Origin of the sequence: Paraflavitalea speifideaquila (assembly GCF_032395985.1) — a bacterium.
GTDB classification, from domain to species: domain Bacteria; phylum Bacteroidota; class Bacteroidia; order Chitinophagales; family Chitinophagaceae; genus Paraflavitalea; species Paraflavitalea speifideaquila.
Genome location: NZ_CP135920.1, coordinates 3,711,299 through 3,725,387, shown reverse-complemented (window position 1 = coordinate 3,725,387; position 14,089 = coordinate 3,711,299). Strand labels below are relative to the sequence as shown.

Here is a 14,089-nt window from a genome sequence, read left to right as displayed (position 1 = left end):
CCTTTTCCCACCAATGATTTACGTACGGCGCTCCTGTAACCGTGGCCGGTTCCCCGGGCCGGGGTGCAAAAGTGGGATCCGCTGCTCCCCTGCTATTTTGATCAGCGTTTCAATGGGATCCTTCCAGCCATGAAGGGCCAGGTTGAAAGTACCCCAGTGAATGGGCATGAGCAGTTTGCCTTGCAGTGCCAGGTGAGCTTCGGCCGCATGAATGGGCCCCATGTGGATATCGGGCCATAAAAATTGGAGGCGCCTATTTCCAGCAGGGTAAGGTCAAAGGGCCCATAGGCCTGCCCTATTTCGGCAAACCCGGTATACCAGCCTGAATCAGCACCATAGTAAATATGGTGGCGGCCCGTACGGATGGCGAAGGATGACCAGAGGGTTTGGAACCTGTTGAGCAGCCCCCTGCCCGAAAAATGCCGGGCAGGAAGGGCCGTAAGCGTGGCACTCCCTCCAATAGCCACCTGACTGATCCAGTCCATTTCAGTAATGCGTTGGGCCCCTATCCCGTATTGCTGTAAATATTGCCCTACCCCAAGGGAGCAATAAAATGGCACCTGGCTATGAGCAAACCAGCGGATGGTAGCCGCATCGAGGTGATCATAATGGTCGTGCGAAATAATGATGGCATCCAGGGGCGGCAGGTCTTTGAGGGATATGGGAGGCGCAAAAAAGCGCCTGGGCCCTATAAAAGCCGAAAAAGAAGCACGGTTGCTCCAAACAGGATCGGTCAACAAGCGCAGCCCATCTATCTCTATAAGTAGGGAGGAATGACCTATCCAGGTGATCCGCAGTCCGGATACCGGTGGCGTGGCATACACTGCAGTATCCGTATGAAAGGGCCCCGGCAGGTGCCTGGGAAATGATTCATTTTTATTGAACAGGTAAGCGCCCAGGATCTTGCCGATGCTGCCGGAAGATACCGTTGTAGGCACCGGATTGAGGAATTTTTTGCCCTCTTTACGGGCAGGTTGCAATACACTCATACCGTAAAATAATGGTTTTGGAAGGAGAACAACGAAATCGACAGAAGGTTGGGGACATGAATCGGCAGACGCAATCGGGAATACGTCCCTGAGCATCCATCCACGTATTGGCTTTTCTTCCACCCCGCAATCCATTTATTACTCCGTAATCGGCGATTATTTGGAAACTTCTTCCGGATTTGGGAAGGGAGTTCAACCTATTTAAAGTATAACTGGGTAACTTATAATTACTTATAGTTTGGTATGGCCATTGTCTTCTCTGGCATGTTCACGGACAAAAGGACTTCAAAAACATTAACCTGGACAGTTAAAAAGACAAGGACATTATGCGTACCACATTTTACAATCAACCGGAGACATTGGAATCTGCTAACCTGATCAAGCAACAGATCATGACACTGGGATCTGCACTTTTTATTACTGAAAATGAATCATTGCTGAAGTTGCCTGTACATGTCATCAATAATGTACAAATGGATGACCAGAACCGTATCTGGTTCCTGATCCAGCGACCTTCCCAGGCGCTTACTGAATTTGACCAGGAATTACCTGCCAAACTTGATTTCTTTAAAAGGGTATTCCTTATTTTATAAAATTACTGGTACTGCTTCTATCGTCGATAATGCAGCGAAAGTGAATGGACTTATGGACAATGAAGGTGATTCTTCCAACCTGGTAGCCATTTGCGTTAAGATCCGTACCATCGATCATTTTGAAACGGGTGTAAAACCAACGCAGAACTGGTTACAACAAAGCAAGCAACAATTGAGCAGCCTGTTTTCTTAATGGTGATTTTTCTTCCATCTTATTCTTTTCACCGGCGTCCTGCCGGTGATTTTTTTTGTGGATACCCCTCCTGGTGGTGGATAGAATACGCTATTTGAGTGATAGGCTGGAATCTAATTGCCGGATAGTTTTGGCGTTTGAAAATTCAACACCATTAAAAATGAGATCCTGAAGGAAGCAATTTTTATTGCTTGCTATTTGTAATGATTAATGTACAGGCGTATCGGCATGTTTCCCCTTCCCTGCAATCACTTCTACCAATTCAGGATGCTCTTTTTCTCCTTACTGAGTACCTTGTAGGTAATAATAATGCTGGTTAACATACAAGCTGCGCCCAGCAAAAAAGTGGATACCTGGAAAATGAAAGGGCGCTTTATCCGTGGTAAAGTAAGCAAAGGTGCTATTCATGATCAGGGGCCAATAATGGTGGTAAGGCTCATCAGGCTGGTGAGGGCGCCTTGCAGTTCGCCTTGCTGGTTGGCCGGCACATGACCCGAAATAACAGATTGTAAAGAAGGGCCGCAGATACCACCCAGGCAATAAGGTACCAGGAAGGCAAACATCATCCAGGTCTGTGTGGCAAAAGCAAAGAGGATCAGGCCAAGTGTGTACAGCGATAACCCCAGGTAAATGCTCTTTTCATTACCAATCCGGGGATTGACTACCCTGGTTAAACCGCCTTGTACCGCTCCTACCAATACACCTACTACAGCCAGGGAAATACCTACCATCTTTTCACTCCAGTTAAAGCGGTAAATGGTAAAGAAGTTCCAGTTGCCCTGTACCGCCTGGCTACCCAGGTAAATGAGGAAGAAACTCAAAGCCAATCCACCGATCTCCGGGTGACGGGTCAGGAACTTGAGGGAGCCAAACGGATTGGCGCGTTTCCATTCAAAAGCACGGCGGTTTTCTTTGCTTAATGATTCGGGCAGGAAGAAATAACCATATAAACAGTTGAGCAGGCAAAGCGCAGCAGCGGCATAAAAGGCGCTCTGATACCCCAGGTGGCCAATAGGGCGCCCAGTGCAGGCCCCAATACAAAGCCCAAACCAAAGGCAGCACCGATCATGCCAAAATTTTTAGCCCGGGTAGTTTCATCCGTACTTACATCGGCTATATAAGCAGCAGCTGTTGTAAAGCTGGCGCCGGTAATGCCCGCAATCACACGGCCCACAAATAACCAGCCATAGGTAGGGGCCAATGCCAGGATGATATAATCAATACCAAAACCCAACAATGAAAACAGCAAAATGGGCCGGCGGCCATATTTATCGCTGAGGTTACCAATGACGGGTGCAAATACAAATTGGGTGATTGCAAATACAGATAAGAGCAGGGCCCCATAAGTGCTGGCCTGGTTGACTGGAATGTGTTTTAATTGAGCTATAAGATCGGCCATTACCGGAATAATGAGCCCCCATCCCATTACATCAATAAGCAGGGTGATAAAGATAAAGCCAATGGCTGCCTTGTTGGATGTACGCATAGAGTTGTGTTAAGTTGGATCTAAGACGCAGCAAAACTATGCTAAAATTTCTAGTAAAAAAGGTATAAATAGGTCAATTAACAGGGGTATTTACGGCATTCACCGATTTGCTTACCGGATCCCGTATGCACCAGGTGGCCAACTATTCTTGAGTTTGTCGGAATACTGATCACCGGGGGCAATGGGAACCCAACCATCCCTGCCTCCCAGGATATTGGACAATGTATATTGGTGGACCTCCCTGGTCGATAATTGCCTGGACCAGCTAAGACGGGCGGATGGATTGGCGCCAGGTCCCCGGCTTTCGTATTCGGCATAGAAGGTGGTCTTCTCTTTATCCGGGAACATCGCATCTCCCTTCCACGGATTCCATCCTTCCGGAAGGATATGGGCCCCCAACTCGCAATGGATGAGTACCGTTTTGGCATACGGCCGCCAGGGACGGCCCAGGTAAACCTTTTGAACTGCCGTATCAGCAATGAGCTGGCATTCGATCAATACATATCCAAATGGTTGGCGCTGAGTGGTGGCCGCTGCGGTGATATAGGAATTGACCAGGCTTTTAATCATACAGTGCTTAAATACAGCAGTTGCCTCGCCAAAAATGAAATCAGTAGTTCCTTCTATATAACAATCCTGGTAATACTGACGGCTGCTTTCCCTGGCGGCATACAAGGTATCCTGGTTGCCCAGTATGCGGCAATTTTTAATGATCACCCGGTCGGCTTCTACATGCAGGGCCACGGCCTGCCCTACCCTCCCTGCCGTATTTTCGATCGTGAGGTTTTCGGCTATAAAATCATTGCCTTCCACCAATAAGGTATAAGAAGTATACGTGCTGAATTTATCCCTGCCCAATCCGTCTTTTCCACCAGGCACCGGTTTGCCCGAATAATCATTACCGGTAATGATGGTACTGTCCCTGCTTTCACCTACCAGCGAAATACTTGTTTTCCAGGAAGGCACGATTATTTTCTCGCGGTAAACGCCCTTTTGATATGGATGGTCACCCTTCGTTGGGCCAGATCACGCACCGAATTCACGGCTTCCTGAATGGTTTTGTACTGACCACTGCCATCCTGTGCCACCGTGATGGTGCTTGGGTATTCGGTTTGCCGGGCCTGTAGATGACCAAAGACCAGGAATAAACCAATAACAACAATAACCTGCTTCATGCCAATAAAGATAAAAACTTTATAAACAGTTTATCCCATTGGTAAAATACTTTATAGTATTTCCTGCAGCGCGCCTATGAAAGTGTCTATTTCATCTAATGTATTATAATAATGCGGGGAAACCCGTACTGCCCATTGTACGCCTTTTTCATCAAAGTCAAGAAGGCCAAATGCGCGGTAGCTGGGTACTACATTGATTGTACGTTGCAGTAATTCATGGACAATTTTACCGGATCACCTCCAGCCACCGTAAAAGTGACCAGCCCGCCCTGTTGCGGCCCCCGGTCCAATACCCGCACCCCATTGAGGCGGGCAAGTTTTTCGCGGGTAGTCTTGGCCATTAGTTGTACCTGCTGCCAGATCTTTTCTTCACCAATGGCCCGGCAATATTCAATGGCGGCCGTAGTACCTACTACCGTAGCATAGGCAAATTCCCAGTCTTCAAATCTTTTGGCGCCGGGCTGTTGTTCATAGGCGTCTTTTTTTTGTCCAGGTGGCTCCCCGCATGTCAATGAACAGCGGTTCCAATCCCGCTTGCAGGGCTTTATCGGAGATATAAAGGGCACCCGTACCCCGTGGCCCCTGAGGAATTTCCGGCAGGTAATACTTAAGAAATCACAATGCAATTTTTGTACATCCAGTTTCATTTGTCCGGCCGATTGGCAGGCATCGAGTATATACCAGGTCTTTCCAGGATAGCGGTTGATATATGCTTGGTAGATACCGGCAATTTCCTCCACCGGTTGTACCAGGCCCGAGTTGGTGGGAATATGGGTAATGGCCAACAGTTTGGGTTGGTATTGATGCAGTTTTGTGCGCAGGTCGTCCAGGTCTACCCCACCAATAGGGGCATTGTTGATATGCATGATCTGTATGCCCCATCTTTTTTTTGCAAAGAGAGGAATTGGATCTGGTTAGATACAAAGTCATCCGCATCGGTGAGGATCAGGTCACCTCTTTCAAAGGGAATGGACGACAGGGCGCGGGTATACGAATCGGTGGCGCTGGCGGTAAAGGCGATATTATGGGGTTGCGTATGGAAAAGGCCCGCCGCTTGTTCATAAAATGCCTGGACCAGGCCGGCATTCCTGGCCGCGGCTTCATAGCCCCCTATTTGCGCCTCTAACTGGATATGTTGCAGCTGTGCCAGGGTCACAATATCAGGCATCAGGCCGGCGCCTGCATTGTTGAGGTGAATGACATGCTGCGTACCCGTTGTTTCATTCCTGAATTGTTGTACTGCTTCCTGTGTAAATACACTGCCTGCCGGGAGTTGAAAAGAAGGTTTGTTGTTCATGGCTATCTTTTATTTGGCTTTATTATTTGACTACTTATTAACCGTGTAAAATTACCTGCAGCTTATTGAACAATCTGCGCGTTTTGCAACAAATGGCGCATGATTTATGCTATTTTTACCCGGTAAACGGGATAATTATGCATGTGCTGGATGAATACGATAAAAAGCTGTTGCGCCTGCTTCAGCAGAATAACCGCTTAACGACCGAACAACTGAGCAAGGAAGCCAGCTTGAGCCCCAGTGCCGTTCAAAGAAGGATTGCCAAATTGAGGGAGGAAAAGATCATTGAAGCCGATGTGTCCATCATTTCACCGGCAGCTACCGGTATGGGTATTGTTTGCGTGGTCGATGTGGTCTTGCAGGAAGGGCATGCCGCTTTTATCGACCAGTTTAAGAAATCGATGGTAGAATGTGTAGAAGTGTCACAATGTTATTATGTAACGGGTACCTATGACTTTGTTTTGATCGTCAATACCACCGATATGGCACATTTTGAGGCCTTTACCCGGAAGTACCTCATGGATAATCCCAACCTGAAGCATTTTTATACCCATGTAGTGATGGATAAGGTAAAACTGCGGTATGGAGTAAATGTATAAAATATATGGTTAACCGGTTCTTTCAAACGTTTTAATAAAGGTTGCGGTTAAAAGCTACCATAAAATGGCCCCAAAATCACCCATCTGGGTATTTTGGGGCAGGATATGTATATTGTGGTAAATAATATAACATTGGTTCCATAGCTTTCTATTTATATTAGCATAGTAGATGCAACGTATATACCCGACCAACTCAGTTTCACATTTTAGTAACTAGTCCATAGGACAGGTACACCACATGATGGTAGTTGGGCGAACGATCTCCCTGGTCGGGGCCAGCGCCCATTTGTAATACCCTTTAATGTACCCTAAAACTGTATGTATTTCTAACCTGTTACTTACTTAAAACGACTATTATGCTGAAGCAATTACTTAGTTTGGGAACAGCAGGACTACAGGATGAAGCACAAATCAGAAGAGTGACATCTATTAATATGATCAATCTGGCGCTGGCAGCTTTGATCCTGACGGTAGGTTCCGTATTCGTTGCTTTATACTTCCGCTTATCTGTGATCATTCCAATTACCCTGGAGTTCTCCTTGATTTTGTTGGCTTTATGGTTCAGTGCTCAGAAAAACATGAGCGGGCGGCACTAACCACCTATATTACCCAATGTGCAGCCTGTATTTATTTCGGGTTCCTGTTGGGAAATATCGTTGAGCTATTGCCGATGGTATTATTCTTAATGTCTACCATTTACCTCCTGTTTCCTGTAGAACAATACCGTTTGCGTCAATTCTGTTTCTGGCTATCTATAGTTTCTTTTGTATTCCTGGAAGCTGCCAACCAGTTTGGCTGGGCTGACCCTGTGCCATTAGATCCCCAAACACGACTTATTTTCCGTGAACTTTCATTACTGGGAATTCTTCTTTTGATCATCATTGTATCCAAGCCTTATGTTGCCAGCAACGATTCCGTTAAAAAACTCACCCTGGCCAATAGGAATAACCGCTTATACGTAAACCAGGTAACACATGATCTCAAATCGCCGCTGGCCCTTTGCCGGCAGGTAGCCAATATGCTAAAATCCAAAGCAGATAATAATGCACTCATAGGAAAAGAGGTAGACAAGTTATCGGCTTTAATGATGCAGGTAACAGACAATGCCAATGACCTGATCAATAAAGCACTGTCCTATTCAGAAATTGAAGAGGGCAAAATGGAGCAGTTGGTATTAAAGACGGTAATAGTAGAAGACTATTTTACCGATATTGTAAATGCCTATCAACTGGCGGCCAATCGCAAAAACCTGAAGATCCGTTGCTTTCTTGCTACAGGTATGCCGGAGACCATTAAAACCGACCCTGTGCACTTGAGTCAGATACTCATTAATTTATTGACCAACGCGATCAAATACTCCAATGAAAATTCTTATATCCTGCTGCGTATTGAATCATTCCGTACTGAATGGCAAATGAAAGTAACCAATGAAGGAGAGGGTATCCCGTCAGAGATCAAGGGCCGGATCTTTGAACCCTTTGTGAAAGGCAGGCATGTAGGTGATGAAGGGGGAATGGGCTTGGGCTTTTCATTGTTCAATCCAAAGTACGTACCATGGCTGGTCGCATCACTTTTGAATCAGTTCCCAATGAACTGACCAGCTTTACAGTTACCTTCCCCTTATATAGAACCCAAAATGTGCCCACAAGTAATTTTTCTTTTCTTCCTGAAGAACCAGATTCCATTGCCAGGTTGGACGATAATCCTACCATCTTACTCGTCGATGATGATAAGTTACAGGCCAAGTGGTTGGGAAATGACCTGCGAATACTGGGTTGTCAGGTTTCCATAGCCAATTCCATAGAACAGGCAAACGAGGTATTGAAGCTGCGGCAGCCTGATGTAATACTTCTTGATTCTTTCACCCCCAAATTCACCGAGGCACTCGGTTTTGTAAAACAGTGCGCGGTAGCCTGCAAAATAATACCATTCCCATCATTGTGGTCAGTGGTAACCTATTCAAAGAAAGCAGGGAAATGTTTATCCATGCGGGCGTAGATGGCCTGCTGGAAAAACCGCTCCGGCTGACCATGTTGCGCAATATGATTGAGCAACAGTTACGCCTTATCAAATAAGGCGCAACTGTTTTGTTCCATAGGGATTATGCCCTATTCTTTAAGGTAGTTTCCATCCAGATAGATCCTGTTCTTTTATACCTGGGGGTATATACCTGCCATTTCCAGGCGGCCTGTATACATCTTTCTATTCCTTCTAAATAAGCGTATACCCGGTCTCTTACTTTAGGATGCGCCAGCGTAGATGCGGCTATTGACTCCCTGATCTGCCGGGTCAGGTAATCCTGTTCAATCAATAGGTTCAGCACAATTTTAGCTGCCTGCCGGATAGCTCCTGTTAACTTCAATACGGGTGGTTCAAGGCGATACTCGCAATCAGGTTGGAATCGCAATTGTTGTCAATAACCTCTTTTTCAAAGCTAAAGATATCATTCATCAGACAGCCAATCAGGGCCACTGCCCAATTCAATTGGTTAAGCAGTTCTGATACCCCAATCTCGCGTAAGACATGCCAGTCCAGGAAGCCATCGGCATATTCAATCAGGGCCACCGTATGCGGCATGCCGGAGATATGACAGCGTAATTCGATGTACTCCTCCACCGTCAGCAGGCGGCCGTGTGCGGCGGCATTGCTATCGGTATGGGCTACTTCCAGGTGGTAATTGTAAAACCCCAGGAAGCGCTCAAACCATTCGGGGTAGAGGTTTCGGCAATCTCTTTCAGCATTTCCAGGTTGGCTGTGTCTACCAGGCCAGGCTGTAAAGCAGGTTGTAGGTCAATCCCCACACTCACCAGCCGGTCTTTAAGCGCATCGGCCTTGTTTTTTCGGCTTGGGATAGCCGGGGGTATACCTCGCGCCCCATCACATCATTGAGGTAAAAATCGACGGCACAATTCTTTACAATCGGATACATCCGGTACAAAGGAGCATGCGGAAATAAATACATGCAACAGGTAATGTACTGCTCCGCATTGGGAAGCCAGATCCCATAACGTTCACTATACTCCTTCGCATTAGCAATAAGGCCCGGTGCATTGGGATGTGGCGTAAAGGCTGTGCAGAATTGATTTAAGTTAAAGTGCCCGGAGCTGAGCAGTTCGTGGATTGAAAAAGTAGTAGCGTTGTTTTTCAATTCCAGGTATTCGCTTTGAATACGATTCAAAGTACAGGCAGCTGCTGCCACCTGAACGGCATGTTCAAGATGCATAATGAATAGGTTTAATGATTAATGATATATATAGCCGAATCTTCTTGCCTGGGTTACCAATGCAGGAAGACCTGGTTTAGTCTGAAAGCTTTAATAAGGATTGGATTGGTACGGGGAGAGTTGACCAAATCCATGACAATAATAAGTGGTTTCAGCAAACTAAAAATTAACTGAATATGTGTACTTCAAAGAGAAGAAGTTTTACATTAGGTAATATTTAATTTGTAGTTGTTTAAGGCGCCTGGCCGTCATGGCTTCACTTTTTCATAACGCAAATATTGTACCCGGCCGGCATTCACTTCAAAGGCTAGCACTGCTCCTTTTGTATTCCTGATGAAACGGATATGGTTCATCCACCAATGAGGACAGGTAAACTGGCCGGGCGCAATGTATTTTACAGGTACACTGGTATATTTTCGGTGTTCCGGTGTTAACTGGTTGTCCTTAACTGTTATAGAATAGAAGCTTCCGTTTCGCCGCCATACAAAGGTACGAACACCGGCATCTGCACCGCCATGTCCTATCTGTTTCCATCCTTTGTATTTTCCCATGTTCAGTGCAAAAGCATAGTTGAGCTTCCGGCCATCGTTCAATAAGCCCTGCTGGTACATTTTTTCCACCAGGTCCTTCCCACCTACGGTGCCGGTTTCATAATTATGCAGCCATTTTTTGTTTGGCTACCAGTTTGATAATATGTTCCTGAGTAATTACATCATCCAGCTGCCAGCCTGCATTGGCCAGTAACTGCCACTGATCGCGCAAACCGCTGGTATGGTGAATGAGGTGACGGATGGTGATGGTGGGGCCAAAGTTGGGCATATAATCCAGGTATTTCCGGATATCATCATCCCGCGAGAGCCTGCCTTCTTTTTCCAACAAGCGTATACAAAAGGCCACGTATTGTTTTGATTCGAGGCTATAAGGAATCGAGGTAATGCAGGAAGGGTAATTTACGGGTGGCATAATTGGCGGGTGAAATACCATTGAGCGGAATGTTCCCAATGTGTAACACCTATTCACCTACCCTGAATAGCTAATGGTCAATCTGCTCAAAATCTTACAAATGTGGAGCCAACAGTAGTTCCTGTTCCATTCTACCCATCCGCCTCCTTCCAGGTTGCTAATTAGAGGGTGGTATATATATGCTTCTGGGATACAGTATTGTAACTAGTTGGAATACACTAATATAAATTAGTTATAAGCCATAGATAAACCAGAGATAATCCAGCTATAAGCCACCTCTCAAAGATCTGGTTTATATCTGAATTATTTATATAATAATTATTTTATATTATTCATATATATCCTAACTTAGATACTACTTACTATGTATGTTCTATAGATCATACATACACTTAACCACAAAAAAACTTACTACTATGGCAAAATTACATGGCGCCTTGGGCGACGGCCTGCGGGGTAAATTAGGAGGGCTGTCTTATTACAAAATGCGTGGAGTGGAAGGAACCGTTGTGCGGGAAACAGGTGGGCCTTCCAAAAGAAGATCAAAAAAGATCCTGACCTACACATGATCCGGCGTAATAATGCTGAATTCAGTGGTCGCTCTACAATGGGTAAATGGATTCGCCGGGTGCTTCATGCACAACTGCCGATGGCGGATTATAATATCTCGGGGCCGCTGGCTTCTTTGCTCACGATAGTACAGCGGTTGGATACCCATGCCGAAATTGGCAAACGTACCATCCGTTGTCGGCGAACCCGCTTGTATTAAAAGGGTTCTCATTCAATAAAAAGAAACTCTTCGATTCTGTAGTGCGTAGCCCGGTGGAGTATACCATTAGCCGGGAAACGGGTTCCGTCAGGGTGCAGATACCTGCCCTGATACCGGCCATCAACCTATTTGCGCCCGATAATTATGCTATGTTCAGGCTGGTTATTACCTGGGGCGTGGTGCCCGACTTTTATCCCGATGGCAGGAAGGACCAAACGTATAATTACAATCCGGGATTGTTAATTGACAGTGCTTTTTATAGCAAGATTGTGTATCAGCCTTCTAACAGGGAATATAAAGCTATCCCTATCGAGGTTTTCGAATCCAACTGGTATCCTATTACGAAAGGGGCTCCTGCCATTGATCAGGAACTCAGCTTGCGCGTTTTACCGCCTGATACAGATTTTACACTGATGTTGTCCATAGGCATTTGCTACGGTATCATGGAGTCGGCGGATTACGTGCGACAGGCGCCCTATGTGGGCAGCGCCAAGATATTGGGGGTGGGATAACTGCAGGTAACTGGTTTCGGAAAGAAACGAATTCTTATATATACTTTTTCAATCCGGCGAATGGTAACTTAGTCTACATTATATCTCCTCCCCTTTAAATTGATGGAATATGAAATTGCTACCTATACTCCTTGTATTTACGGGTATTGTTTTGGGAATGGCTTGTGGTCAGTCCACTAACCAAGGTGAAGCAACAAGTGGCACGGTACAGGCAGGCAATTTATCCGTATTTTATACCCGTACAGGTAGCGGCTCCCCCATCCTATTGTTGCATGCAGGATTGTTGGACCATACGATGTGGGCTAAACAGGTAGCAACTTTGTCGGCGAAGTATGATGTGATCACGCCCGACCTTCCCTTCCATGGTAAAACAATGGGATTGGATTCCATCATTTTATCGGCCGATGTGATCAGGATATTGATGGACAGCCTCCATCTCTCCAAGGCTTCCGTAGCAGGGCTTTCCATGGGATCGGGGGTGGCGTTGGACCTGGCCATCGATTACCCGGAGCGGGTGGATAAAGTGTTCCTGATCTCGGCAGGGTTGAATGGGTATGAAAAAGAGCATGTATTGGATTCTGTCAGTATGGCCTGGGATACACGTTTTTCAAAGCCTTGGAAAATAAGGATACCGTGCAGGCTGCTGTAGAGTTTACCAAAGCATGGGCAGAAGGCATCTATCGGAGTAAGGACAGTTTACAGGCGCCGGTATCGCAATTTGTATACAATAAGGCATTGGCCAACCTACGGCTGCATAAAATGGAAGGCTGGCCCCGGTATCAATACAATCCTCCCGCCATTAAAAGATTAAATACGATCAAGGCGCCCGTGTTGATCATTGACGGTGATAAAGACCTGCCCCTGATCACGGAATGCTCAGATTATATGGAAAAGCATATACCCGGAGCACAACGGGTAACCATCAAGGAGGTAGCGCACATGCTCAACCTGGAGAAGCCTGACGAAGTGAATCAATTGTTACAGGGCTTTTTACAAAGGGCAAGCAATAGTTATTGCTTCACTGGTGTGAGCTTTCCTGCTACCCCATCCCAGGTATACGCAGCACTTTTTTGCTGGTTATCTTCATAATATTCTCGCCATTTTTGTCTACTGCATCCGTGGCTTCTTCCACTTGCATATCCCAAAGCAATATACCGGGTTTGCCATTCTTTTCATTGGGGAAGGTGAATGTTCCCATGCCACTCATGATCCTGCCGCCACTGGAATTGGCACTTTCATCATCGGGTGTTGTAAAGGCTGTTTTGGCGAGTACTATTCCATTTTACACTACTTTCAGCCTCACCAGGTACCGGCGTAAGGTATCCCTGTTTTTCCCGTGCCGGAAATACTATCGGCCCGTCGTTCAATACCGTATACGAATTTAAGGTCGCCACGGCGTAGGGGTTGACAACTTACCAAACCCTGCCAGATATAACCGTTTTTGACTTCCCCATTTTTAGTATAGCTGATCTTTAACCAGGGGCCTTTGATGCCGCGAATGGTGAAGGCATTGGTGATAGTGCCGATAACGGTGATATTGTCGCCCGCCAGGAGGGTATCAATGGCTGGCTGTTTGGTGTCGGGTGAATTGCGGATATAAGCAGTATCTGCAAAGATGTAGCGGTCGATGGAGTCCTGGCCGTTGTAGATCGTCCAGGAGCGCATATCCGGGAAATAAGGTTCATCCTGGTTGGTCTACCCACCAAAAGAAAAGGATACCTGTTGGGTATGGAATTGTCGTTTGGGAAGCGCGAGCTGGAATTGGTGGCGGCATTTGCCAGATATCCAACCTGATCCATTGGCTGGTGATCCATAGCCCGCTGACGGTTATAGAACGGTATCACCATTCCTTTGATCCATTTCCCGATGATGGACGGGTATTACCCTTTGGCAGTGGCGCCACTGTATTTTACAATTACCGCGACTATCAATTCAGGAATGATACTACGCATACTTTTCAGATCAACTTATGGTTTTCGGAGAAATGCCTGGAAGGAGAGCTGCGAATAGACCAGGAGTTGGATTATGCTTACCATGTATTTGAAAAGGAACACCAATTCCTAAAAATAGATAATCAGTTTTTCAGAAAGAACGAAATATGGCGGGAAAAGATACTGAAATTTGAAAGCGGGAAAGTCGTAGATACGGAGCTGCTGACAAAAAACTTTGCCCGGGTAACTTACACACCTGAGCAATACGTGGAAGCTACGACCAGGCAGGCCGATCATCAGGGATAACGATAAGGGGTCCCTCTACCTATAAACGGGGCAGCCAAAGACGTCTTTGGCTG

The 14,089-nt window shown here is 46.2% G+C and carries 24 protein-coding genes and 1 pseudogene; 12 read left to right on the top strand and 13 right to left on the bottom strand.

The annotated features are described in order from the left end of the window. Window positions 1-101 precede the first annotated feature (101 nt). Window positions 102-989: an MBL fold metallo-hydrolase gene (locus RS881_RS25330; protein WP_315823640.1), complete on the bottom strand. Its 888-nt coding sequence runs from the start codon at window positions 987-989 to the stop codon at window positions 102-104. Between the two features lie 326 nt (window positions 990-1,315). Between RS881_RS25330 and RS881_RS25325 the strand changes: the two genes are divergently transcribed. Together RS881_RS25325 and RS881_RS25320 are read left to right on the top strand one after the other, a co-directional pair. Next, complete coding sequence (locus RS881_RS25325; RefSeq protein WP_315823639.1) at window positions 1,316-1,582, top strand: hypothetical protein; 267 nt, start codon at window positions 1,316-1,318, stop codon at window positions 1,580-1,582. A 40-nt stretch (window positions 1,583-1,622) separates the two neighbouring features. Further along, window positions 1,623-1,775, top strand: coding sequence for a hypothetical protein (locus RS881_RS25320; RefSeq protein WP_315823638.1), 153 nt, complete (start codon window positions 1,623-1,625; stop codon window positions 1,773-1,775). Window positions 1,776-2,185: 410 nt separating this feature from the next. On the opposite strand, the gene RS881_RS25315 is transcribed toward RS881_RS25320, so the two are convergent. From RS881_RS25315 to RS881_RS25295, 5 genes and pseudogenes are all read right to left on the bottom strand, one after another. Then, complete coding sequence (locus RS881_RS25315; RefSeq protein WP_315824610.1) at window positions 2,186-2,779, bottom strand: MFS transporter; 594 nt, start codon at window positions 2,777-2,779, stop codon at window positions 2,186-2,188. Further along, window positions 2,692-3,261 (bottom strand): MFS transporter, encoded by a 570-nt coding sequence (locus tag RS881_RS25310; protein WP_315823637.1) that lies wholly within the window; start codon window positions 3,259-3,261, stop codon window positions 2,692-2,694. Before RS881_RS25310 ends, RS881_RS25315 begins: the two co-directional genes overlap by 88 nt. Before the next feature lie 111 nt (window positions 3,262-3,372). Further along, window positions 3,373-4,436 (bottom strand): annotated as a pseudogene (locus tag RS881_RS25305) (pectinesterase family protein). A 188-nt stretch (window positions 4,437-4,624) separates the two neighbouring features. Beyond that, window positions 4,625-5,302 carry an aminotransferase class V-fold PLP-dependent enzyme gene (locus tag RS881_RS25300; protein WP_315823636.1) on the bottom strand — a complete coding sequence of 226 codons (678 nt, stop codon included), beginning with the start codon at window positions 5,300-5,302 and terminating at the stop codon, window positions 4,625-4,627. Next, the gene (locus RS881_RS25295) at window positions 5,269-5,733 is read right to left on the bottom strand and encodes an aminotransferase class V-fold PLP-dependent enzyme (RefSeq protein ID WP_315823635.1); all 465 of its coding nucleotides are present in this window, start codon (window positions 5,731-5,733) and stop codon (window positions 5,269-5,271) included. The genes RS881_RS25300 and RS881_RS25295 overlap by 34 nt, the downstream gene beginning before the upstream one ends. A 137-nt stretch (window positions 5,734-5,870) precedes the next feature. On the opposite strand from RS881_RS25295, the gene RS881_RS25290 reads away from it, so the two are divergent. The 4 genes from RS881_RS25290 to RS881_RS25275 all read left to right on the top strand — a co-directional run bounded on the left by RS881_RS25290 (window position 5,871) and on the right by RS881_RS25275 (window position 8,330). Then, window positions 5,871-6,332 (top strand): Lrp/AsnC family transcriptional regulator, encoded by a 462-nt coding sequence (locus tag RS881_RS25290; RefSeq protein WP_315823634.1) that lies wholly within the window; start codon window positions 5,871-5,873, stop codon window positions 6,330-6,332. Between the two features lie 356 nt (window positions 6,333-6,688). Further along, window positions 6,689-6,928, top strand: a complete 240-nt coding sequence (locus tag RS881_RS25285; protein WP_315823633.1) for a hypothetical protein — start codon at window positions 6,689-6,691, stop codon at window positions 6,926-6,928. Next, the gene (locus RS881_RS25280; RefSeq protein WP_315823632.1) at window positions 6,889-7,929 is read left to right on the top strand and encodes a sensor histidine kinase; all 1,041 of its coding nucleotides are present in this window, start codon (window positions 6,889-6,891) and stop codon (window positions 7,927-7,929) included. Before RS881_RS25285 ends, RS881_RS25280 begins: the two co-directional genes overlap by 40 nt. Beyond that, the gene (locus RS881_RS25275; protein WP_315823631.1) at window positions 7,887-8,330 is read left to right on the top strand and encodes a response regulator; all 444 of its coding nucleotides are present in this window, start codon (window positions 7,887-7,889) and stop codon (window positions 8,328-8,330) included. The genes RS881_RS25280 and RS881_RS25275 overlap by 43 nt, the downstream gene beginning before the upstream one ends. Window positions 8,331-8,433: 103 nt before the next feature. Here the strand turns inward: RS881_RS25275 and RS881_RS25270 are convergent, their stop codons facing one another. The 6 genes from RS881_RS25270 to RS881_RS25245 form a co-directional block, all read right to left on the bottom strand. Continuing rightward, window positions 8,434-8,694 carry a hypothetical protein gene (locus RS881_RS25270; RefSeq protein WP_315823630.1) on the bottom strand — a complete coding sequence of 87 codons (261 nt, stop codon included), beginning with the start codon at window positions 8,692-8,694 and terminating at the stop codon, window positions 8,434-8,436. Further along, on the bottom strand, window positions 8,691-9,002 hold the full coding sequence (locus RS881_RS25265; protein WP_315824609.1) for a terpene synthase family protein: 312 nt from the start codon (window positions 9,000-9,002) through the stop codon (window positions 8,691-8,693). The genes RS881_RS25270 and RS881_RS25265 overlap by 4 nt, the downstream gene beginning before the upstream one ends. Then, window positions 8,993-9,139, bottom strand: coding sequence for a hypothetical protein (locus tag RS881_RS25260; protein ID WP_315823629.1), 147 nt, complete (start codon window positions 9,137-9,139; stop codon window positions 8,993-8,995). Before RS881_RS25260 ends, RS881_RS25265 begins: the two co-directional genes overlap by 10 nt. Next, the gene (locus RS881_RS25255) at window positions 9,136-9,555 is read right to left on the bottom strand and encodes a hypothetical protein (RefSeq protein ID WP_315823628.1); all 420 of its coding nucleotides are present in this window, start codon (window positions 9,553-9,555) and stop codon (window positions 9,136-9,138) included. The genes RS881_RS25260 and RS881_RS25255 overlap by 4 nt, the downstream gene beginning before the upstream one ends. A 248-nt stretch (window positions 9,556-9,803) precedes the next feature. Further along, window positions 9,804-10,175, bottom strand: a complete 372-nt coding sequence (locus RS881_RS25250; RefSeq protein ID WP_315823627.1) for a hypothetical protein — start codon at window positions 10,173-10,175, stop codon at window positions 9,804-9,806. 34 nt (window positions 10,176-10,209) lie between these two features. Then, window positions 10,210-10,518, bottom strand: a complete 309-nt coding sequence (locus RS881_RS25245) for a serine hydrolase (RefSeq protein WP_315823626.1) — start codon at window positions 10,516-10,518, stop codon at window positions 10,210-10,212. Between the two features lie 416 nt (window positions 10,519-10,934). Between RS881_RS25245 and RS881_RS25240 the strand changes: the two genes are divergently transcribed. The 5 genes from RS881_RS25240 to RS881_RS25220 all read left to right on the top strand — a co-directional run bounded on the left by RS881_RS25240 (window position 10,935) and on the right by RS881_RS25220 (window position 12,888). After that, entirely contained in the window at window positions 10,935-11,087 is a 153-nt protein-coding gene (locus RS881_RS25240) for a hypothetical protein (protein WP_315823625.1), read from the top strand. Further along, on the top strand, window positions 11,084-11,287 hold the full coding sequence (locus RS881_RS25235; protein WP_315823624.1) for a hypothetical protein: 204 nt from the start codon (window positions 11,084-11,086) through the stop codon (window positions 11,285-11,287). Before RS881_RS25240 ends, RS881_RS25235 begins: the two co-directional genes overlap by 4 nt. Continuing rightward, window positions 11,263-11,799, top strand: a complete 537-nt coding sequence (locus RS881_RS25230; RefSeq protein ID WP_315823623.1) for a hypothetical protein — start codon at window positions 11,263-11,265, stop codon at window positions 11,797-11,799. The genes RS881_RS25235 and RS881_RS25230 overlap by 25 nt, the downstream gene beginning before the upstream one ends. 109 nt (window positions 11,800-11,908) lie before the next feature. Further along, the gene (locus RS881_RS25225; RefSeq protein WP_315823622.1) at window positions 11,909-12,448 is read left to right on the top strand and encodes an alpha/beta fold hydrolase; all 540 of its coding nucleotides are present in this window, start codon (window positions 11,909-11,911) and stop codon (window positions 12,446-12,448) included. Then, window positions 12,415-12,888, top strand: coding sequence for an alpha/beta fold hydrolase (locus RS881_RS25220; protein WP_315823621.1), 474 nt, complete (start codon window positions 12,415-12,417; stop codon window positions 12,886-12,888). The genes RS881_RS25225 and RS881_RS25220 overlap by 34 nt, the downstream gene beginning before the upstream one ends. A gap of 210 nt (window positions 12,889-13,098) precedes the next feature. Here RS881_RS25220 and RS881_RS25215 read toward each other — a convergent pair whose 3' ends face one another. Continuing rightward, window positions 13,099-13,464 (bottom strand): SH3 domain-containing protein, encoded by a 366-nt coding sequence (locus RS881_RS25215; RefSeq protein WP_315823620.1) that lies wholly within the window; start codon window positions 13,462-13,464, stop codon window positions 13,099-13,101. Between RS881_RS25215 and RS881_RS25210 the strand changes: the two genes are divergently transcribed. Beyond that, on the top strand, window positions 13,383-14,036 hold the full coding sequence (locus tag RS881_RS25210) for a VanW family protein (RefSeq protein ID WP_315823619.1): 654 nt from the start codon (window positions 13,383-13,385) through the stop codon (window positions 14,034-14,036). The two genes, RS881_RS25215 and RS881_RS25210, sit on opposite strands and share 82 nt — an antisense overlap. The last annotated feature ends 53 nt before the right edge of the window (window positions 14,037-14,089 follow it).

Excerpts from the sequence above, each read along its gene's own strand:
- RS881_RS25240 (WP_315823625.1), top strand. The coding sequence starts at position 10,935 with ATGGCAAAATTACATGGCGCCTTGGGCGACGGCCTGCGGGGTAAATTA.
- RS881_RS25280 (WP_315823632.1), top strand. The coding sequence starts at position 6,889 with ATGGTTCAGTGCTCAGAAAAACATGAGCGGGCGGCACTAACCACCTAT.
- RS881_RS25325 (WP_315823639.1), top strand. The coding sequence starts at position 1,316 with ATGCGTACCACATTTTACAATCAACCGGAGACATTGGAATCTGCTAAC.
- RS881_RS25285 (WP_315823633.1), top strand. The coding sequence starts at position 6,689 with ATGCTGAAGCAATTACTTAGTTTGGGAACAGCAGGACTACAGGATGAA.
- RS881_RS25215 (WP_315823620.1), bottom strand. The coding sequence starts at position 13,464 with ATGCGCTCCTGGACGATCTACAACGGCCAGGACTCCATCGACCGCTAC.
- RS881_RS25245 (WP_315823626.1), bottom strand. The coding sequence starts at position 10,518 with ATGCCACCCGTAAATTACCCTTCCTGCATTACCTCGATTCCTTATAGC.
- RS881_RS25290 (WP_315823634.1), top strand. The coding sequence starts at position 5,871 with ATGCATGTGCTGGATGAATACGATAAAAAGCTGTTGCGCCTGCTTCAG.
- RS881_RS25330 (WP_315823640.1), bottom strand. The coding sequence starts at position 989 with ATGAGTGTATTGCAACCTGCCCGTAAAGAGGGCAAAAAATTCCTCAAT.
- RS881_RS25310 (WP_315823637.1), bottom strand. The coding sequence starts at position 3,261 with ATGCGTACATCCAACAAGGCAGCCATTGGCTTTATCTTTATCACCCTG.
- RS881_RS25295 (WP_315823635.1), bottom strand. The coding sequence starts at position 5,733 with ATGAACAACAAACCTTCTTTTCAACTCCCGGCAGGCAGTGTATTTACA.
- RS881_RS25235 (WP_315823624.1), top strand. The coding sequence starts at position 11,084 with ATGATCCGGCGTAATAATGCTGAATTCAGTGGTCGCTCTACAATGGGT.
- RS881_RS25275 (WP_315823631.1), top strand. The coding sequence starts at position 7,887 with ATGGCTGGTCGCATCACTTTTGAATCAGTTCCCAATGAACTGACCAGC.
- RS881_RS25225 (WP_315823622.1), top strand. The coding sequence starts at position 11,909 with ATGAAATTGCTACCTATACTCCTTGTATTTACGGGTATTGTTTTGGGA.
- RS881_RS25255 (WP_315823628.1), bottom strand. The coding sequence starts at position 9,555 with ATGCATCTTGAACATGCCGTTCAGGTGGCAGCAGCTGCCTGTACTTTG.
- RS881_RS25300 (WP_315823636.1), bottom strand. The coding sequence starts at position 5,302 with ATGCATATCAACAATGCCCCTATTGGTGGGGTAGACCTGGACGACCTG.